Source organism: Liquorilactobacillus vini DSM 20605 (genome assembly GCF_000255495.1).
Classification (GTDB): domain Bacteria; phylum Bacillota; class Bacilli; order Lactobacillales; family Lactobacillaceae; genus Liquorilactobacillus; species Liquorilactobacillus vini.
The window spans coordinates 1-18931 of sequence record NZ_AHYZ01000194.1 but is presented as its reverse complement, the minus strand read 5'-3'; the positions used below and the strand labels follow the sequence as shown (position 1 = coordinate 18931).

The window sequence follows — 18931 nt, the reverse complement described above, 5'->3', positions numbered from 1 at the left end:
AATGAAAAACAATATTTTAATTGTTGATGCTTATAATATGATTGGTAACTGGCCTGAGTTGGCAAAGTTAAAAAAGTCCGGTCATTTAGCTGCTGCCCGCGAGCATTTATTACACACTTTAGTTAACTATCGTCGCTTGCGAAATTATCAACGAATGATCGTTGTTTTTGATGCCATGTATGTGCCCGGCTTGGCGAAAGAATACCGCAAATCGGGTTTGGAAATAGTTTGGACAGCTGAAGATCAAACGGCAGATTCTTATATTGAAGCATTAACCGGGCAGCTGCAAACTCGATTAACGTTAGTCACGGTTGCGACTAGCGATCAGGCAGAACAATGGACCATTTTTTCTAAGGGAGCGATTCGTATTCCAGCTTGGGAACTTCATCAGGATATCAAACATGCTAAGCAAGAAATTCGTGCTCAATCAAAAAAATATCAAGATCAAGCCAGCATGAGGCGGATTCCCTGGAATCAACAGCAGTTAAACAAAATGGAAACTTTGCGGCGCCAATTGGAGCAAAAAAATAATTCGTGTAATTGACAAACTATTTGTTAACGTGATAAAGTCAACGTTGAGTAGATATAGGAGAATAAGAAGATGGCACAAAAAAAATTAGCTCTGGCGTGTTCAGAATGTGGCTCACGTAACTATACAATCACGGCCAATCCTAATCGTACAGAACGATTAAAAGTTAAAAAGTTTTGCAAGTATTGTAATCGCCATACGCTGCATCAAGAAACCCGATAGGAGAAAATTAATGAAATTTTATAAAAATGTTATTCAGACAATGAAGGATACTACTTGGCCCGATCGCAAGAAAGCTGGTTTGGGTATTAAAGCTGTTGTCATGACTTCAATTTTATTTGCAATTTTTTTTGCAGTTGTCGATTATGTCGTTCAGGTGATTTTAAAGTTGTTTGTTTAATTTTTGATTAAAAAGTATTTTTTATGTTATACTTATGTGGGTGTGAAACTTCGAGGAGTCGAAGTTTTTTTATTTTGATTTCAAATTGAGGAGGAAAAATCGTGGCAGAAACTTTGGAAAAAAGATGGTATGTCTTGCATACTTATTCTGGCTATGAAAATAAAGTTAAAACAAATCTTGAATCAAGAGCACAATCAATGGGGATGGAAAATTACATTTTTCGGGTTGTTGTTCCAGAAGAAGAAGAACATGAAACAACGAAGGGCGGCAAGGAAAAAGTCGAAAATAAAAAAACATTTCCTGGCTATGTATTAGTTGAAATGGTTATGACTGATCAATCTTGGTATGTTGCTAGAAATACCCCGGGAGTAACGGGTTTCGTTGGCTCACATGGTGCCGGTAGCAAACCTGCACCGTTGTTAGAGGATGAGGTTGAATTGATTTTGCGGCGATTAGGAATGAGCTCGCGTCATCAAGACTTTGATGTTTCAGTTGGTGAATCAGTTACAATCGTTGAAGGAGCTTTTAAGGGCTTAGTTGGTAAAGTTACGGCGATTGATCGAGAAAAAATGAAATTGCGAGTCAATATTGATATGTTTGGTCGCGAGACGGCAACTGAATTAAATTTTGATCAAGTTGATAAATTAATTTAAAAAGGATTGTTTTCTTAATTGAAAAATTGTATACTAAAAAAGTATGCTTTGTGTACATGTGGGAGGCTAAATTTAACTAGCCATCCGTACCACGCACGGACTTTAAGGAGGTATGTACCGTGGCTAAAAAAGTTGTTAACGTTGTTAAGTTACAAATTCCTGCTGGTAAGGCAACTCCGGCACCGCCAGTTGGTCCTGCATTAGGTCAAGCTGGAATCAATATTATGGGTTTCACCAAAGAATTTAATGCTCGGACGGCAGATCAGGCTGGAATGATTATTCCTGTTGTGATCAATGTCTATGAAGATCGTTCATTTGATTTTGTTACTAAAACACCGCCTGCTGCTGTTTTGTTAAAAAAAGCTGCTGGAGTTGAACATGGTTCTGGCGAACCTAATACCAAAAAAGTTGCAACTGTAACTAAAGCTCAGGTTAAGGAAATCGCTGAAACAAAAATGCAAGATCTAAACGCTGCAGATGTTGAAGCTGCAATGCGCATGATTGAAGGTACTGCACGAAGCATGGGCTTTGTTGTAGAAGACTAATTTTCTACGGCCATGCTTCTCAGACGGACTGATTGTAAAAGCAATTAAGTCAAGTGGGAGGTATATCCGTTACACCACATTTTGCAAGGAGGAAAAAAACCAATGGCTAAAAAAAGTAAGAAGTATCTCGAAGCTGCTAAACAAGTTGAAGCAGATAAGGTATATGGTGTTGAAGATGCACTAGCATTAGTTAAGAAAATTGATTTTGCAAACTTTGATGCAACAGTTGAAGTTGCTTATAATTTAAACTTGGATACCAAGCAGGCTGATCAACAATTACGTGGAGCAGTCGTTTTGCCAAATGGTACTGGGAAGGAACAAAAAGTGATTGTTTTTGCTCGTGGAGCAAAAGCTAAGGAGGCTGAAGCAGCGGGTGCCGACGTTGTTGGTGATGATGATTTAGTTCAAAAAATCCAAGATGGTTGGCTTGACTTTGATGTTGCGATCGCTACTCCTGACATGATGGCTAAAGTGGGTCGTTTGGGACGAGTTTTAGGACCAAAAGGCTTAATGCCTAATCCTAAGACTGGGACCGTGACAATGGATGTAACCAAAGCTGTTAGCGAATCAAAAGCCGGCAAGGTAACTTATCGGACAGATAAAGCCGGCAATGTCCATGTTCCATTAGGCAAAGTATCTTTTGAAGTTGCTGCTTTAGCTGCCAACTTCAAAGCAATTCAAGATATTATTGCTAAGTCACGTCCAGCATCTGTAAAGGGACAGTATATTAAGCATGTTTCATTGGCTTCAACATTTGGACCAAGTGTCACACTTGATATTAGTGCATTATAAAATTAATTATTAGTTGACTTTTGTTGATTTATATGTTAATTTGATTAAGGTCAATTTTTATGGCTCTACCTAAGACTCAGGTGGCGTTATTGCCTTAATATCTACCTGCCGAGGAGTAATAAATGATTATTTACTTGGAATCTTTTACTCTATGTCTTGGGTGACATAGAGTTTTTTTGTAGAAAGCCTGACCAATTCAAGATGGGAGGTGAAATTTTTGAGCAAAGAAGTTATTGCCAAGAAGTCTGAAATTGTTGATGGTCTTGCCAAGAAGTTTCAGGACTCAGTTTCAGTGGTCGTTGTTAACTATCGTGGAGTAACCGTTGAGGAAGTCACTGAATTACGTAAGCAATTACGTGAAGAAGGTGTTGAATTTCGGGTTGTTAAAAACACCTATTTAAAGCGTGCAGCGGATAAAGTTGGCTATGAAGGCTTGGATGAAACATTTACCGGCCCGACAGCAGTTGCATTTTCAAGTGAAGATGTTGTTGCTCCAGCTAGGATCTTAGCTAAATTTGCCAAAGATATTGATGCTCTTGAACTTAAGGGCGGTATTATTGAAGGTAAGGTTGCTTCATTGGATGAAATCCAGGAAATTGCCAAACTGCCAAATCGCGAGGGCTTGTTATCAATGCTTGTTTCGGTCTTGCAAGCACCTGTTCGCAACTTTGCATATGCAGTTAAAGCTGTTGCTGATAGTAAGGAAGAAAACGGCGATGCAGCATAGGATAATTAATTATTAATAATTTAAAATGTGTAAATTGGAGGAAATAAAAATGGCATTGGATAAGGATAAAATCATTGCTGATTTAAAAGATGCTAGCATTCTAGAACTGAATGACTTAGTTAAAGCTATTGAAGATGAATTTGGTGTATCAGCGGCTGCTCCAGTTGCAGCTGCTGGAGCTGCGGGTGGCGCTGCTGAAGAAGAGAAAACATCATTTGATGTTGAATTAACTGAATCCGGGGATCAAAAGATTAAAGCTATCAAAGCTATTCGTGAGATCACCGGCCTTGGTTTGAAAGATTCTAAAGCTTTAGTTGATAATGTACCTTCAATTGTAAAAGAAGGCGTGTCTAAAGACGAAGCTGAAGATCTTAAATCTAAACTTGAAGCTGTTGGTGGAGTTGTAACCCTCAAATAGTTTTTCAATTTTAGAAAGAAGTCATGAGCACTTGCTTGTGGCTTTTTTTGCTAACCATCTATTTTCTGGTAGAATATAAGCATGACTTAGAAAATTGGAGCGGATTAAATTGAATTTAGTAAGACGGCTGATAAATTGGTTAGAAAAAAGAATGTTGATCTTAAAACTGATTTTTGTGCTTTCAGTTTTAATTTTCGTTTTTTTTGAGTTAGGGAGAATTTTTCGCCAAATGTCTTGGGAAAAAATCTCAACTGATTTAACGCAAACGGATCCTCGCATTATCATTTTATTGCTGATCGGAGGATTTATTGCAATTTCACCAATGTTTGTTTATGATTTCGTAATGGTTAGTTTCTTGCCCAAAAAGTTTTCCCGAAAATACATTTTAAAAAGTGGCTTGATTACTAATACATTTACCAATTTATTAGGATTTGGCGGTTTTATTGGAGCAACTTTACGAGCAAATTTCTATAGCAAAGGCGCTAGCAAAACTGATATTTTGGGCGCGCTATCTAAAATTGCCCTTTTTTTGCTATCGGGTCTTTCTTTTTGCTGTTGGGTAATTTTAGGATTAATGGCTAGCAACGTGATTGAAGGCAGCTATTCACAGTACTTAATTTGGATCATTGGTGGGGGGGTATATTTTCCCCTAGTTTTGTTAGCTACCTTTTTCAAAAATCATAAACTTCTAAATGGCTTGACCTTGAAAAGAGAAGTAACTTTGACACTGGGCTCAATTCTTGAATGGTTAGCGGTCAGTGGTTTCTTTTTGTTGATTGGCCGTTCACTAGGCGTTCAACAACATTTAGCTGAAGTTTTCATGTTGTACATCGTGGCTACGATTTTGGGAATTGTTTCAATGGTTCCAGGTGGTTTAGGCTCATTTGATGTTTTTATGCTGCTAAGTTTAGCACCGCTGGGAATTGATAATTCCAAAGTTATTATTTGGCTATTGTTTTATCGGCTGTTCTATTACGTTATTCCCTTTATTGTTGGATTAATCTTTTTTATTCATGGCTTGGGACAGAAGATCAACCGTTTTTTAGATGGACTGCCAGTTTCAATTTTACGCAAGTTAGCTCATGGAGTTTTGACGCTTTTACTATATACGGCTGGAATTTTGATCTTGTTAGAAGCAATTTTACCAGGTTTCACCTTTAATAATCCTTTTTTACTAAGGTTTTATCCGTACACCTTATTTTTCCTAAGCCAACTGACGACCATCTTATGTGGATTTATGTTGCTCGGATTAGCTCGCGGCATTGAATCTAAGATCAGTCGTGCGTATTGGCCAACAATTGTTTTCTTGTTGATTGGAATGGCCGATACTTTACGCTATGGAATTTCTGATGGCCTGCTGGGCTTTTTGTTTGTGGTTTTGTTATTAGTTGTTTTTTCACACAGTGAGCTTTATCGGCAGCGATTTGTTTACTCTACAGAAAAGTTAGTTCTCGATGGTGGTCTTTTCATGCTGGTTTTTCTGCTTTACGCAATTATTGGAGCAGTTAACTCACCTCAATATATGTTGCATCATCATGTGCCTGAAGTGTTGCTCTTTCCGTCAGAAAAAGTCTGGTTTTCAGGCTTTATCGGTTTAATTTTAGCTGCTGGCGTTTTATTATTGACTTTCAGTTATTTAGCTGCGGGGCCGCGACAAATTGAACGTTTACTGGACTTGACAAGAGCAAAAGCTATTATTAAAAAATATGCTGGCAATGAAACTAGTCATTTAGTTTTTTTAAATGATAAGCTCTTATACTTTTATCAGTCACAAGGATGCGATCAATTATTTTTTATGTACCGACGCAAAGCTAATAAAATAATGATCATGGGAGAACCGGTCGGTAATCGGCAATTTTTGCCACAAGCAGTTAGTCAACTTTTAAAATTAGCAGATTTAGAAAATTGTCAGTTAGTTTTTTATGAAATTAATTCAGAACTGACTTTGTACTTACATGAATTGGGGTTTGATTTTATTAAAATTGGTGAAGAGGGGCTCGTTGATTTAGAGCAATTTACCTTGGCTGGGAAAAAGCAACGTGCTCAGCGGGCAATTATGAATCGCTTAGCACGTCAAGGCTATCATTTTGAAATTTTGCAGCCGCCGTTTACGAGTGAATTCTTAGAGAATTTAAATCAGATTTCTGACGAATGGTTAAATGGGCAAACTGAAAAAGGCTTTTCAATGGGCTTTTTTGATATTGAGTATTTGAACCAAGCACCGATCGCGGTAGTTAAGGATCAGACGAATGAAGTTGTTGCTTTTGCTTCACTGATGCCGGTCAATCAAGCAATTTTGTCGATTGATTTGATGCGTTATCGGCGTGATGTGGCTGATGGTACGATGGACATGATTTTTATTGAGCTATTTAATTATGGTAAACAACAAGGTTATCAGTACTTTAATATGGGGATGGCACCATTAGCTAATGTTGGAAAGTCACGCTATAGTTTCTTAGAAGAAAAAGCTGCTCATTTGATTTATGAATATGGCTCGCATTTTTATGGTTTTCAAGGATTACGATCCTTCAAAGATAAATACGTGACACTTTGGCGACCTAAATATACTGCCTATCGCCGCCGCAGCTCATTGCTGATCACAATGGCACAATTAACGAGTGTGATTAATCATCATGAAAAAGTAACTGCCGAGTCAAAATTACGGCGAATTTGGCTTTTTAATAAAATTTAAGTTAAACGAACCGAACATGAAGATAGGTAAAAAATCGATTATCTGAAAATATAATTGATTTTAGGATTTTTAACTAAAGAAGAACCACCCATTGATTGTTTCTTACCTTTCAATGGGTGGTTCTTTTAAATTGTAGCGGTTAATGTTTGGCAGTTTGTGTGTCAACTCCGATTAAGTAATCTGCATCATTCATTGGCTCGACATCGCCAAGCAGATAGCCATTACCGACTTGAGAAAAGAAATCATGATTGGCAGTTGAAGTTGAAATACCATTCATAACAACTGGATCGACATCATCAGCTGTATCCGGGAAAAGCGGTTCTAATCCGAGGTTCATTAAAGCTTTGTTAGCATTGTAACGCAAAAATACCAAAACTTTTTCGGCCCAGCCAACTTGATCGTAAAGCTCATGGGTATATTTCTCTTCATTTTCATAAAGATCGTATAATAAGTCATAGATCCAGGACTTTAATTCAGCTTGTTTTTCAGTACTCAATTCATTAAAGCCTAGCTGAAACTTGTAGCCAATGTAGGTTCCGTGAACCGATTCGTCTCGCAAGATTAATTTAATGATCTCGCCGACATTTGCCAATTTGTTATGTCCTAGCCAATAAAGTGGAGTGTAAAAGCCAGAATAAAAAAGGAACGTTTCTAAGAAAACTGAAGCCACTTTCTTTTGCAAAGACGTTCCTTGTAAATAGATTTCATCAATTTTCTGAGCTTTGTATTGCAGATATTGATCATGGTGGGTCCAAGCAAAGATTTCTTCAATTTCTTTAGGTGTATTTAACGTTGAAAAAATTGAAGAATAACTTTTGGCATGGACTGATTCCATGAACTGAATGTTATTCAAAACAGCACGTTCATGCTGAGTACGAACGTTTTTCATTAAAGATGCCATGCCATCTTGTGATTGCAAAGTATCTAAAAGGGTCAAACCGCCAAAAACGTGTTCAACAACTAATTTGTCCTGTGGTGACATTTTTCGCCAATCAGCTAAATCATTGGATAGTGGAATTCGGGTATCTAACCAGAATTGTTCGGTCAATTTTTCCCAAGTAGCTTTGTCAATTTGATCCTCTAATTCATTCCAATTAATTGCACGATAAAAATCTTCTGTCATGATGGTTGCTCCTTATTCTTAAATAACACAGCTTTCACATTCGTTTGCCCCAATTTCAGTTTTATCATCGGTAAAAGTTCTAATATAGTAAACTGATTTAATCCCTTTCGCATGGGCATAGTTGCGTAAAATGGTCAAATCACGAGTTGTCATTTTATTAGTCCGTCCTTGTTTCCATTCATATAAGCCTTCAGGGATCGTCGAACGCATAAACAACGTTAAGCTCATTCCTTGATCAACATGCTGTTGAGCGGCAGCATAGGTATCAATAACTTTCCGCATATCAGTATCATAAGCCGATTGATAATATGGCAAGGTTTTGTTAGAAAGATAAGGTGCCGGATAGTAGATTTTACCAATTTTCCGTTCTTGCCGTTCTTCAATTCGATTAATGATCGGATGCAAACTAGCTGTTGTATCATTAATGTATGAAATTGAGCCATTAGGTGCAACTGCTAGTCGATTCTGATGGTACAAGCCATCTTTCATTACCGCCGTTTTTAATGCTTGCCAATCAGTAACAGTTGGAATGAAAATTCCTTGGAAAAGGTCTTGAATACGTTTGGTTTGAGGTGCAAAACTCTGTTTCAAATATTTATCAAAATAGCTGCCGTCAGCATAGCAGCTCTTTTCAAAATCAGCAAAAGTTTCTTGCCGTTCTTTGGCAATCTGATTTGAAGCTTTTAACGTCCAATAATTCAATAACATAAAGTAAACGTTAGTAAAATCAATGGCTTCAGGCGAACCATAATGAATTTGATTTTTAGCAAGGAAGGCATGCAACCCCATGGCTCCTAGACCGATTGTATGTGCTTGCTGATTGCCATTTTGAACAGAAGGCACAACATCAATGTCAGAATGATCAGTTACAAAGGTTAAGGCACGAACCATTGTTTCAACTGATTTTCCAAAATTAGGAGAGGCCATTAAATTGACGATATTAGTTGAACCGAGGTTGCAGCTGATATCAGTTCCTAAAACATCATAATCTTGTCGATTATTGATTTTAGATGGTTTTTGAACTTGTAAAATTTCAGAACAAAGATTACTCATAATAATTTTGCCGGCAATTGCATTTTCCCGATTAGCGGTATCAATATTGATCACATATGGATAGCCAGATTCTTGCTGGAGCTTACTGATTTCTGTTTCCAAATCACGGGCTTTGATTTTCTTTTTAGGGATTTTAGGATTAGCTACCATATGGTCATATTCTTGAGTGATGTCGACATAAGAGAATGGAACGCCATACACTCGTTCAACACCCCAGGGATCAAACAGATACATATCTTCGTTCTTACGAGCCAGCTCATAAAACTTATCTGGCACGATTACGCCTAGGGATAAAGTTTTAATTCGGACCTTTTCATCAGCATTTTCACGTTTGGCAGCTAAAAAGGCAATGATATCAGGATGAAAAACGTTAAGATAAACCACACCAGCTCCTTGACGCTGCCCTAATTGATTAGAATATGAAAAACTGTCTTCTAGAAGTTTCATAACTGGGACCACCCCTGAGGCAGCACCTTGAATGTTTTTGATTGGAGCACCAGCCCCACGCAAATTGCTCAAAGTAATGCCAACGCCGCCCCCAATTCGTGAAAGCTGCAAAGCCGAGTTGATGCCACGGCCAATCGAATTCATATCGTCAGTAATTTGAATTAAAAAACATGACACTAATTCACCTCGCCGTTTGCGACCGGCATTTAAAAAGCTTGGTGTTGCTGGTTGGTAGCGTTGGTGAATGATTTCATCAGCTAATTGCATTGCCAGTTTTTCATCACCATTAGCAAAGTAAAGTGCATTAGCTGCTACTCGATCACTAAAAGTCTCGAGATAATAGTTGCCGTCATTGGTTTTTAAAGCATATTGCGCATAAAATTTATAAGCAGCCATAAATGTTTTAAAATGAAAATCAGCTTGTTTTAAAAAGTCATAGAGTTTTTCAATAAATAAGAAATTATACTTTTCAATAAATTCCTTTTCTAAATAATCATTAGCAATTAAATAATTTATTCGTGCTTTCAATGAGCTAAAAGTCATTAAGTTTGGCTTGACATTTTCTGCTAAGAAAGCTGCTAAAGCTTCTCGATCTTTTTTTAAGGGAATTTGACCGTTAACGGGAATGTTGATTTCATTGTTCAAGTCGTAATAAGTAACTTTATCGACATCGATATCTTTAAGTGTCAAATTTGTCACCACTTTCTTTGGATTTTAAAGTCAGACTGTTAAAATTAGCAAGAGTTTCGTAGACTAAGCAACGAAACTCTTGGTTAAGACGAATTCAACTAATTTTAGCGTGCGATCAAATTTTTCAGTAAATCTGGCCGAAAACCATTAATAATTGGATTGCTGTTCCTTTCGATCACGGGGACACTGCGGAAGCCTTTTTCTTTTAGGTAATCAATGTATTCTGGTTCTCGGTTGATATTGTGTTCTTCATAAGCAATTTGGTGTTCAGCTAAAAATTTTTTGGTCATTTTACATTGGATACAATTATTTTTTGTATAAATTGATAAAGTCATGATTGGCACCTCGTCTAAATGTATTGTATGCTTAGTATACAACATCTTTCAAAAATATCAAGTTCAAGGCACAAGATGTTGGTTTGAATTGTAAATCACAAACAATATATAGTATCAAAGTGCAAACCTTATTAAGGCAGGTTGAATTAACAATGACAGACTATTATTATTCTCAAAATCCTTCAGCAAGTCATCATGAACAAGAATGGACTTTTGATTTACTGGGAAACACTTTTTATTTTACTACCGATAACGGTGTTTTTTCAAAAAATACTGTTGATTTTGGTAGTGAACTTTACTGACAGCTATTAATCAGCTCGCTTTAACTAATACTGATTTTAAGAAAATATTGGATGTAGGTTGTGGCTATGGTCCCTTAGGCTTAGCATTAGCCAAAAGGTTTCCAGAAAGCCAAGTTGACTTGATTGACATTAATCAGCGGGCCTTGGAATTAGCCAAAAAGAATGCCACTTTAAACCAACTGACGAATGTTAAAATTTGGGCTTCCAATATTTACCAGCAAGTTAGCGCTTCAGATTATGATTTAATTATTTCTAATCCACCAATTAGAGCTGGCAAAAAGGTTGTCCAAAAAATTATTACTGAAGCAGGTGAACATTTAAAATCACAAGGGCAGCTGATAATTGTTATCCAAAAAAAGCAGGGTGCTCCTTCAGCAAAAAAACAGTTGGAAGCCGTTTTTGGACAAGCCCAAGTTCTATTGCGACAGAAAGGTTATTATGTTTTGTTGAGCAGCAAAGTAAGCGAGGGATAAAATGCTGGATAAAATGGAACAGCAAAAATATATGCGTGCGGCACTTTTTGAAGCAGATCAAGCAGCTCAGCTCGGCGAGGTGCCAATTGGCTGCGTAATTGTTTATCAGGGGCAAATTATTGGACGCGGTCATAATCTGCGTGAGCATAGTCAAGATGCTACATTCCATGCTGAAATGCTGGCAATTGAAGAGGCAAATGCTTTTTTGCATAGCTGGCGGCTGGAAAAGGCGCAATTATTTGTTACTTTAGAGCCATGTCCAATGTGTAGCGGCGCAATTATTAATGCACGGATTGCTGAGGTATATTATGGAGCTGCCGATCCCAAGGCAGGGACAGCTGGTAGTTTGTTGAACTTGTTAACTGATCAAAGGTTTAACCATCAAGCTCAAGTTACTGCTGGGGTTTTAGAGGCAGAAGCAGCTGAGCGTTTACGAAGCTTTTTTCGAAAAATTCGACAAAAAAAGCGAAAAACAAAATAGGGACTGGAATTTTTGCTCAATTTCATGTAAAATAGAGAGTGCCGTAAGGCCTTGGGACAATGTGATCTCGGTGAAGCGTGTCAGATCCGGAAGGAAGCAGCACTAAGCAGAGTATGACATGTGTTCCAAGTTAATTTGGTAATTAACCTCTCGATCGGTGCTGGTCGGGAGTTTTTTTTAAGTGAATATGCAAAAAAGGAGCATTTGACATGGGGTATCGGGCACTCTACCGAGTTTGGCGGCCACAGCAATTTACTGATTTGGTTGGTCAGCAATTGATTACACAGACATTAAAAAATGCAATTGCGGCTAAGCAGACAAGTCATGCTTACCTTTTTACTGGGCCACGTGGTACCGGAAAAACTTCGGCAGCTAAAATTTTTGCTAAAGCGATTAATTGTCATTTTCAAAAGAATGGTGAACCCTGCAATCAGTGTGAGATTTGCCGAGCAATCACTGAAGGACGCTTAAATGATGTGATTGAAATCGATGCTGCTTCTAATAATAGTGTTGATGAAATTCGCGATATTCGTGAGAAGGTTAAATACGCTCCTACCCAGGCAGATTATAAGATTTATATTATTGACGAAGTGCATATGCTTTCAACTGGAGCATTCAACGCTTTATTAAAAACCTTGGAAGAGCCGCCAGCTAATGTGATTTTCATTTTGGCAACAACTGAACCTTATAAAATCCCAGCCACAATTATTTCACGGACCCAGCGCTTTGATTTTCATCGCATTAATGATCAAACTTTGATCAAACGGATGGAATATATCTTAAAGCAAGAAAAAGTCACTTTTGATCCAGCTGCTTTAGAAGTAATTGCCAAGGCTGCTGCTGGTGGGATGCGTGATGCTTTGAGTATGTTGGATCAAGTTTTGTCATTTGGTAATCATCAGGCAACACTCAAAGACGCTTTATTGGTTACTGGCAGTGTAGCTCAAGAACAGCTGGCAGCCTATTTAAGGGCAGTTTTTTCGCAGCAAGCGGCACCAGCTTTTCAGCAGATTCAACAACTTCTGGCTGATGGCAAAGACCCTAATCAATTATTTGAAGGTCTGATTGATTATTGTCGACAATTGTTGCTCCAGCAAACGGTTTTTAAGGATCAAAAGGGAGAGTCAAATCAAGTACTGATTTCTTTGGCTAAAAAAATACCAACAAAAGTTATTTACCAGGCATTGGATATTCTAAGCCAAGAACAACAGGCAATGCGTTTTGCGACCCATCAGGAAGTATACTTAGATGTAGCAACGGTTAAGCTCTGTCAACTTAAATCGAATGACCGAGCTGCCACAACTGCACCGGCTGAAGCAGAAATTACTAAGCTGCAAACTGAAGTCATGACTTTAAAAAAACAGCTAGATCAATTAGTGCAACGATCCAAGCCTGAAGAGAAGCCGGTTCATGAACCAAAAAAGGTTTCAGTAACAAAGCAGACTAAAATTCAGCCAAATCTCAAAGCTATTTATACAGTTTTAGGTAGTGCTTCACGAGAAAGCTTAGATGAGCTCAAAGATGTTTGGCAAGATTTAATGGCAAAGCTTTCAGTCACGCAGAGGGCAATCATGAACGTTAGTCAACCAGTTGCAGCCAGTCAAACTGCTGCAGTGATCAGTTTTCAATACGCTTTCTTATTTGAAAAAGCTGTTGAAAATCAACAATTACAAACACAACTAGTGACAGATTTGGCTAGTTTGTTAGGCCGTCAAGTCAAGCTGACTTTTTTGCCGCAGGAGCAATGGCCACAAATTAGGAAAAATTATTTGAAGGAGTATCAGCATAATAAAGCGGAGTCAACCAAGTCGGTCACGAAGCAAGCAGTGTCGGCTAAAAACTCACAAGCTCTTGCGGCTCAAAAAATTTGGGGTAAAGATGCTGAAAAATTAGTTGAGTTTAAAGATGATTAATTAATTGAAAGGATGAATTATTATGATGCGTGGGATGAATATGCAAGGTATGATGCGTCAAATGCAAAAAATGCAGAAAAACATGAAACAAGATCAAGCTGAACTGGAAAAGAAAGAATTTAGCGGTCATGCAGCTGATGATGCTGTTGTAGTTAAATTTTCAGGAAAAAAAGAAATGACTGATATTCAAATCAAGCCTGAAGCAGTTGATCCAGACGATATTGATATGCTGCAGGATTTAATTATTATGGCAAGCAATGATGCACTTAAGCAAATTGAAACCGAGACGCAAAAGACAATGGGCAAATATACACGTAATTTTCCTGGAATGTAATGTCAGCTAAGAAAGGAAACAAAGTATGCAGTATCCAGAACCAATCGCTAAGTTGATCGATAGTTATATGCACTTACCAGGAATCGGCGAAAAAACTGCCACCCGGTTGGCTTTTTATACAATTAACTTGCCGCAAGCGGATGTCGATCAGTTTGCGGCAGCTTTACAGGCGGTTAAACGTAATTTGAAATATTGCAGTATTTGCGGCAACGTTACCGAGGATGATCCTTGCCAAATTTGTCGTGATCAAAGTCGCGATCAAAGCAAAGTGATTGTGGTTGAAGATTCCAAAGATGTTATGTCGCTGGAGAGAATGAATGAGTATCATGGCCTTTATCACGTTTTGCATGGAGTCCTTTCACCAATGGAGGGTAAAGGACCAGATGATTTAAACATTACGGCGTTAGTTAAACGTCTGCAAACACATCCAACAATCACTGAAGTAATTGTTGCAACAAATGCAACCCCGGAAGGAGAAGCAACGGCGATGTACTTATCCCGTTTGTTAAAACCAGCGGGAATCAAAATTACTCGGTTGGCACATGGCTTAGCTGTCGGCAGTGATATTGAATATGCTGATGAAATGACTTTATATAAAGCAATTGAGGGACGGCAAGAGATTTAAGGGAAGTGATTGCAAAGTGTTTGGAAGAACAAAACATAAATTGCGGCAGGAATATGATGAGTATTTACTTGACGCAATTGGGATCGCAACTGAAGATTGGAATCGTTCAAAGCAAACGTTAGTAGCGGTTCGCGAAGCTGACGATGAATTAAACGCCGTGGTTGAATTAGCAGCAGCTAAATATGAGTTTTTATATCGTGAAGCACGGCGGCGAAAAGTTAAAGCTCACTTTCGAACATCAATGCTGGAAAGTGATTGATGAATGCTCCTGACTTTATTTTCTTTTTTAAAAAGGATTAAAAGTCAGGTTTTTTATTACTTGATTTGTTAGACAGGCGCTAACTAGTAAAGTAAAATAAATGTATAGTTAATGTAGTTAGGAGTTATCAGCTTGGAAGGAAAATTTGTAACGTTAGAGGGATTAGATGGTTCAGGAAAACAACTGTTTTAAGAAAGTTGATAGAAACATTGAATGAGCAGCAAAGACATCGCATAGTAGTTACGCGTGAACCCGGTGGTAATCAAATAGCTGAAAAAATTCGTCAATTATTATTAGATTCGAATTCATTAAAAATGGATTCACGCACCGAAGCATTATTATATGCTGCTGCTCGACGTCAACATTTGGTTGAAAATGTTTTGCCAGCTTTGGCGGCCGGGAAAATCATTTTTTGTGATCGCTATGTTGATAGTTCAATTGCGTATCAAGGAGCGGGGCGTCAATTAGGAGAAACGGCAATTGCTGAACTTAATCAATTTGCAACGGCTGGACTGCAAGCTGATTTAACGCTTTACTTCGACTTACCACCTCAGGTCGGTTTGCAACGAATTAATCATTTTCGACAAGACCAAATTAATCGTCTTGATCAAGAAAAAATTGATTTCTATCAGCGAGTTAGAGCTTCATATCTACGCTTGGTTGCTGAAGAACCCAAACGAGTCATCAAAATTAATGCTGCAACAGCCTTGGTAAACGTCGTTGAGCAAACTAGGCAAATTTTAAAAGAACATCTGCCGGAATTGTTAGGCTGAAATATTTGGAGGGAAGCAAGATGAAATTAATTATTGCAATCGTTCAAGATAAGGATAGCAATCGTTTGAGCAATTTATTTATTCAAGAGAATGTGCGTGCTACTAAATTGTCGACTACTGGTGGCTTCTTAAAATCTGGCAATACGACTTTTATGATTGGCGTTGAAGATGAACGAGTCGAAAAGATCCTTGATTTAATTAAGGAATCTTCCCGAGCAAGAAAAAGATTTATGACTCCACCAGTCAACATTGATGCTTCAATGGACTCATCAGCTGCCTATCCAATTGAAGTTCAAGTTGGAGGAGCAACAGTCTTTGTTTTACCGATTGATTCTTTTTATCAATTTTAGGATGTGTTAAGTTTGGGAAAAAAGGATATTATTGCTCGACAGCCACGATTAACAGCCTATTTTGCTGATTTGATTCAGCATAAAAAATTGGTCCATGCTTATTTATTAACTGGGCCAGCTGGCAGTGGAAAACATGAATTGGCGTTATGGGTTGCTGCCGGACTTTTTTGTCAACACCCAGTGAAAGGACAACCTTGCGGAAAATGTGGTGAGTGTCAGCGCATCTTCTCTGGTAATCATCCAGATGTGATTGATTTACTGCCGGCTGGTAATAGCATTAAAGTTGAACAAACCAGATTTTTAAAAAGCGAGTTCAACAGTAGTGGTGTTGAAAGCCGTCAAAAAATTATTATTATTGAAAATGCTGAAAAAATGACCGCAAGTGCCGCTAATAGTTTGCTGAAGTTTATTGAGGAGCCAAGTGGTCAAATAACGGTTTTTTTGCTGGTTGCCAGTCTCAACCAACTGTTGCCAACAATTGTTTCACGTTGCCAGCTATTTAAAATGCAGCTGCCTTCGGAAGAGCAAAGAATTCAAACCTATCAACAGGAGGGTTTAAATACACTTTTAGCTGGCCTAACGGTCGACATCCAAACTGCTCGGCAATTAGCGGATGAAAAAACTGTTCTTGAACTGAGCAAACGATTAACCCAGTGGTTTTTAAAAATTTTGAACAATGAGTGGTTAGCATTGGTTGATGTGCAAGTTAAATTTATGCCATTAATTACTAATAAAGATGAACAAAATTTATTTATACAGTTGCTGGAATTATTTAGTAAGGATTTGCTGCGTTGTGCAATTGGGACTAAAATGGTTTACTTTCAGGATCAAGCTTTGCAGTTTAAGCAGCGATTGACAAAGTATTCTTTGACTAAACAGCTAACAGCAGTGGAATTGCTTTTGAATCAACCAAGATTGCAGCAAGAAAACATCAATTTTCAAAATTTACTTGAGGCGCTGACGCTGCAACTGATCAAGTGTTATCATGGATAGTAAGCAAATATCGAGGTGCTTTTTTTGAATAATCGTAAACTGTATGATGATTTCTCTGAATTGGAGAAACAGACAAATCGTTCAGTCGAGCAAATTAATAAAATCAAGGAAAAATTGATGAACGTTATTGAGAGAAATGCGGAGTTGGAAATCGAAAATCAACATTTGCGTGATCGACTGGAAGAATTGGAACAACAAAAGCAATCAACCGGTAATGGTTTGTCAAAATCACGAAAAAATTTAGAGAAGCTTTACGAAGAAGGGTTTCATGTTTGCAATGTTGATAATATGTATGGAACACGGCGCCTGAATGATGAACCTTGTGTTTTTTGTCAAAATATTATTTATGGGGAGCGACATGCATGACTCTCGAAGCAATTAGTAGTTTTGAAGCGACGGATCAATTAGGAACGCTTTATTTAGTGCCAACACCGATTGGAAATTTGGCTGATATAACTTTTCGGGCGGTCGAAACTTTAAAAACGGTTGATTTGATCGCTGCAGAAGATACACGTAATACGCAAAAGTTGTTAAATCATTTTGAAATTAAAACTCCACAGATTAGTTTTCATGAGCATAATACCCAGGAAAGAATTCCATTATTGCTGAAAAAATTAGTGGCTGGTCAAAAAATAGCTCAAGTTAGCGATGCAGGGATGCCTTCAATTAGTGATCCGGGACATGAACTAGTGCAAGCTTGTATTCAGCAAAAGATCCCAGTTATAGCTTTACCGGGAGCCAACGCAGGATTAACAGCTTTGATTGCTTCAGGGTTGCCACCACAGCCGTTTTTATTTTTTGGCTTTTTAAGTCGTCAGAAAAAGCAACGCCGCCAACAGCTAGCTTTTCTAGCTCAGCAACAAGTAACAATGGTTTTATACGAAGCTCCTCATCATTTAAGCCAAACATTAAAGGATCTGCTAGCTGTTTTGGGGCCAAAGGAGAAGATTGTTTTAGGACGTGAATTGACTAAAAAATTTGAAGAATATCTCCGAGGAAATTTAACAGAAGCACTGGCTTGGAGTCAAACAGAAAACGTGCGGGGTGAGTTCTGTTTGCTACTCGAAGGTAACATAGCTGTTCCCAAAGCTGAACAGCTTTCAGGCGAGCAAATTGAAGCTAAAGTCAAAGAGTTGTTAGCTGATGGGCACCTTAAGCCAAATGTTGCAATTAAACAAGTGGCTAAAGAAAATAACTTAAAAAGGCAAGTCGTTTATAATGCTTTTCATCATTTAGGAGAGTGAGCTGAATGACAGCAGAGATTTTTTCCCTTGATCATCAAATTGTATTTTATGAAACAGATCAGACACGTCAATTAACAGCAGGGATGCTAGTTAATTTATTTATGCTGGCTTCTCAAGAGCAAAGCAATCATTTAGACTTGACTGCGCAAAAAGTTCAGTCAATGAATCTTGGCTGGGTAGTAACTCAGCATTTAGTGACAATTAATCGTTTACCCAAATTAGGTGAAAAGGTTGTTATTAAAACTCAGGCACAAAATTATAATCGCTTCTTTTGCCATCGTTACTTTTGGTTAGAGAATCAAACTGGCGAGTTATTAGCTAAGATGCATAGTGTTTTTGTTTTAATTGATCAGAAAAAGCGCAAGCTGACTAAAGTCTTGCCAGAATTAGTAGCACCCTATGGATCAGTTTATACGAATAAAATCGAACATTTGTCAGAACCGAAAAAGCCAAACATTCAGCCAACTTATCCAGCCAAAACTTACCGAGTAAGATTTATGGACTTAGATGGCAACCATCATGTTAACAATGTTCATTACTTTGACTGGTTAATTGATGCAATGCCGCGGGAGTTTTTGCTGACTCATCATTTGAAAGCAGTTAATATTCGTTATAAGCATGAAGTTTATTACGGCCAGTTGATTACTAGTCAGGTTTCAGTTACTGACTTAGGACAGCAACTGATTAGTTATCACCAGATTCTGACGCAAGATTTAGAAAATTGTCGTGCAGAATGTCATTGGGAAAAAATGACAACTTTAATAAAATAAATTGTGCCTG

Annotated in this window: 22 protein-coding genes, 1 other RNA gene, 2 pseudogenes and 1 other annotated feature; of the genes and pseudogenes, 22 read left to right on the top strand and 3 right to left on the bottom strand. The window is 37.9% G+C overall.

Annotated features, from left to right (window positions below; genetic code table 11):
- Position 1: 1 nt before the first annotated feature.
- From ON15_RS10530 to mprF, 9 genes are all read left to right on the top strand, one after another.
- Complete coding sequence (locus tag ON15_RS10530; protein WP_010581459.1) at positions 2 to 544, top strand: YacP-like NYN domain-containing protein; 543 nt, start codon at positions 2 to 4, stop codon at positions 542 to 544.
- A 57-nt stretch (positions 545 to 601) separates the two neighbouring features.
- Positions 602 to 751, top strand: coding sequence for a 50S ribosomal protein L33 (gene rpmG, locus ON15_RS10525; RefSeq protein ID WP_010581458.1), 150 nt, complete (start codon positions 602 to 604; stop codon positions 749 to 751).
- A gap of 10 nt (positions 752 to 761) precedes the next feature.
- Positions 762 to 929: a preprotein translocase subunit SecE gene (gene secE, locus ON15_RS10520; protein WP_010581457.1), complete on the top strand. Its 168-nt coding sequence runs from the start codon at positions 762 to 764 to the stop codon at positions 927 to 929.
- Between the two features lie 101 nt (positions 930 to 1030).
- The gene (gene nusG / locus ON15_RS10515; protein ID WP_010581456.1) at positions 1031 to 1582 is read left to right on the top strand and encodes a transcription termination/antitermination protein NusG; all 552 of its coding nucleotides are present in this window, start codon (positions 1031 to 1033) and stop codon (positions 1580 to 1582) included.
- Between the two features lie 119 nt (positions 1583 to 1701).
- Complete coding sequence (gene rplK / locus ON15_RS10510) at positions 1702 to 2127, top strand: 50S ribosomal protein L11 (RefSeq protein WP_010581455.1); 426 nt, start codon at positions 1702 to 1704, stop codon at positions 2125 to 2127.
- Between the two features lie 102 nt (positions 2128 to 2229).
- Entirely contained in the window at positions 2230 to 2919 is a 690-nt protein-coding gene (gene rplA, locus ON15_RS10505) for a 50S ribosomal protein L1 (RefSeq protein ID WP_010581454.1), read from the top strand.
- 50 nt (positions 2920 to 2969) lie between these two features.
- Positions 2970 to 3106, top strand: a sequence feature (ribosomal protein L10 leader region).
- Between the two features lie 30 nt (positions 3107 to 3136).
- On the top strand, positions 3137 to 3646 hold the full coding sequence (gene rplJ, locus ON15_RS10500; RefSeq protein WP_010581453.1) for a 50S ribosomal protein L10: 510 nt from the start codon (positions 3137 to 3139) through the stop codon (positions 3644 to 3646).
- A gap of 49 nt (positions 3647 to 3695) precedes the next feature.
- Entirely contained in the window at positions 3696 to 4064 is a 369-nt protein-coding gene (gene rplL, locus ON15_RS10495; protein WP_010581452.1) for a 50S ribosomal protein L7/L12, read from the top strand.
- A 151-nt stretch (positions 4065 to 4215) separates the two neighbouring features.
- A complete protein-coding gene (gene mprF / locus ON15_RS10490; RefSeq protein ID WP_050999231.1) occupies positions 4216 to 6756 on the top strand; it encodes a bifunctional lysylphosphatidylglycerol flippase/synthetase MprF in 2541 nt (846 codons plus the stop codon).
- A 139-nt stretch (positions 6757 to 6895) separates the two neighbouring features.
- On the opposite strand, the gene nrdF is transcribed toward mprF, so the two are convergent.
- The 3 genes from nrdF to nrdH all read right to left on the bottom strand — a co-directional run bounded on the left by nrdF (position 6896) and on the right by nrdH (position 10404).
- On the bottom strand, positions 6896 to 7879 hold the full coding sequence (nrdF, locus tag ON15_RS10485; RefSeq protein WP_010581450.1) for a class 1b ribonucleoside-diphosphate reductase subunit beta: 984 nt from the start codon (positions 7877 to 7879) through the stop codon (positions 6896 to 6898).
- A gap of 18 nt (positions 7880 to 7897) precedes the next feature.
- Positions 7898 to 10069 (bottom strand): class 1b ribonucleoside-diphosphate reductase subunit alpha, encoded by a 2172-nt coding sequence (gene nrdE, locus ON15_RS10480; RefSeq protein WP_010581449.1) that lies wholly within the window; start codon positions 10067 to 10069, stop codon positions 7898 to 7900.
- 104 nt (positions 10070 to 10173) lie between these two features.
- Positions 10174 to 10404 carry a glutaredoxin-like protein NrdH gene (nrdH, locus tag ON15_RS10475; RefSeq protein ID WP_010581448.1) on the bottom strand — a complete coding sequence of 77 codons (231 nt, stop codon included), beginning with the start codon at positions 10402 to 10404 and terminating at the stop codon, positions 10174 to 10176.
- A gap of 152 nt (positions 10405 to 10556) precedes the next feature.
- On the opposite strand from nrdH, the pseudogene ON15_RS10470 reads away from it, so the two are divergent.
- From ON15_RS10470 to ON15_RS10415, 13 genes and pseudogenes are all read left to right on the top strand, one after another.
- Positions 10557 to 11179, top strand: a pseudogene (locus ON15_RS10470) (class I SAM-dependent methyltransferase).
- Between the two features lies 1 nt (position 11180).
- A complete protein-coding gene (gene tadA, locus ON15_RS10465; RefSeq protein ID WP_034993074.1) occupies positions 11181 to 11660 on the top strand; it encodes a tRNA adenosine(34) deaminase TadA in 480 nt (159 codons plus the stop codon).
- 48 nt (positions 11661 to 11708) lie between these two features.
- Positions 11709 to 11795: signal recognition particle sRNA small type (gene ffs, locus ON15_RS11545), an RNA gene on the top strand.
- 74 nt (positions 11796 to 11869) lie between these two features.
- On the top strand, positions 11870 to 13573 hold the full coding sequence (gene dnaX, locus ON15_RS10460) for a DNA polymerase III subunit gamma/tau (protein ID WP_010581444.1): 1704 nt from the start codon (positions 11870 to 11872) through the stop codon (positions 13571 to 13573).
- A 22-nt stretch (positions 13574 to 13595) separates the two neighbouring features.
- Complete coding sequence (locus tag ON15_RS10455; RefSeq protein WP_010581443.1) at positions 13596 to 13907, top strand: YbaB/EbfC family nucleoid-associated protein; 312 nt, start codon at positions 13596 to 13598, stop codon at positions 13905 to 13907.
- Between the two features lie 25 nt (positions 13908 to 13932).
- Entirely contained in the window at positions 13933 to 14532 is a 600-nt protein-coding gene (gene recR / locus ON15_RS10450) for a recombination mediator RecR (RefSeq protein ID WP_010581442.1), read from the top strand.
- 16 nt (positions 14533 to 14548) lie between these two features.
- Complete coding sequence (locus tag ON15_RS10445; protein ID WP_010581441.1) at positions 14549 to 14791, top strand: YaaL family protein; 243 nt, start codon at positions 14549 to 14551, stop codon at positions 14789 to 14791.
- Between the two features lie 132 nt (positions 14792 to 14923).
- Positions 14924 to 15564, top strand: a pseudogene (gene tmk, locus ON15_RS10440) (dTMP kinase).
- A gap of 20 nt (positions 15565 to 15584) precedes the next feature.
- Positions 15585 to 15914: a cyclic-di-AMP receptor gene (locus tag ON15_RS10435; RefSeq protein ID WP_010581439.1), complete on the top strand. Its 330-nt coding sequence runs from the start codon at positions 15585 to 15587 to the stop codon at positions 15912 to 15914.
- A gap of 12 nt (positions 15915 to 15926) precedes the next feature.
- Positions 15927 to 16907: a DNA polymerase III subunit delta' gene (gene holB, locus ON15_RS10430; protein ID WP_010581438.1), complete on the top strand. Its 981-nt coding sequence runs from the start codon at positions 15927 to 15929 to the stop codon at positions 16905 to 16907.
- A 24-nt stretch (positions 16908 to 16931) separates the two neighbouring features.
- Positions 16932 to 17273 carry a DNA replication initiation control protein YabA gene (locus tag ON15_RS10425; protein ID WP_010581437.1) on the top strand — a complete coding sequence of 114 codons (342 nt, stop codon included), beginning with the start codon at positions 16932 to 16934 and terminating at the stop codon, positions 17271 to 17273.
- Positions 17270 to 18151 (top strand): 16S rRNA (cytidine(1402)-2'-O)-methyltransferase, encoded by an 882-nt coding sequence (rsmI, locus tag ON15_RS10420; RefSeq protein WP_010581436.1) that lies wholly within the window; start codon positions 17270 to 17272, stop codon positions 18149 to 18151. The genes ON15_RS10425 and rsmI overlap by 4 nt, the downstream gene beginning before the upstream one ends.
- 5 nt (positions 18152 to 18156) lie before the next feature.
- Positions 18157 to 18921, top strand: a complete 765-nt coding sequence (locus tag ON15_RS10415) for an acyl-[acyl-carrier-protein] thioesterase (RefSeq protein ID WP_010581435.1) — start codon at positions 18157 to 18159, stop codon at positions 18919 to 18921.
- The last annotated feature ends 10 nt before the right edge of the window (positions 18922 to 18931 follow it).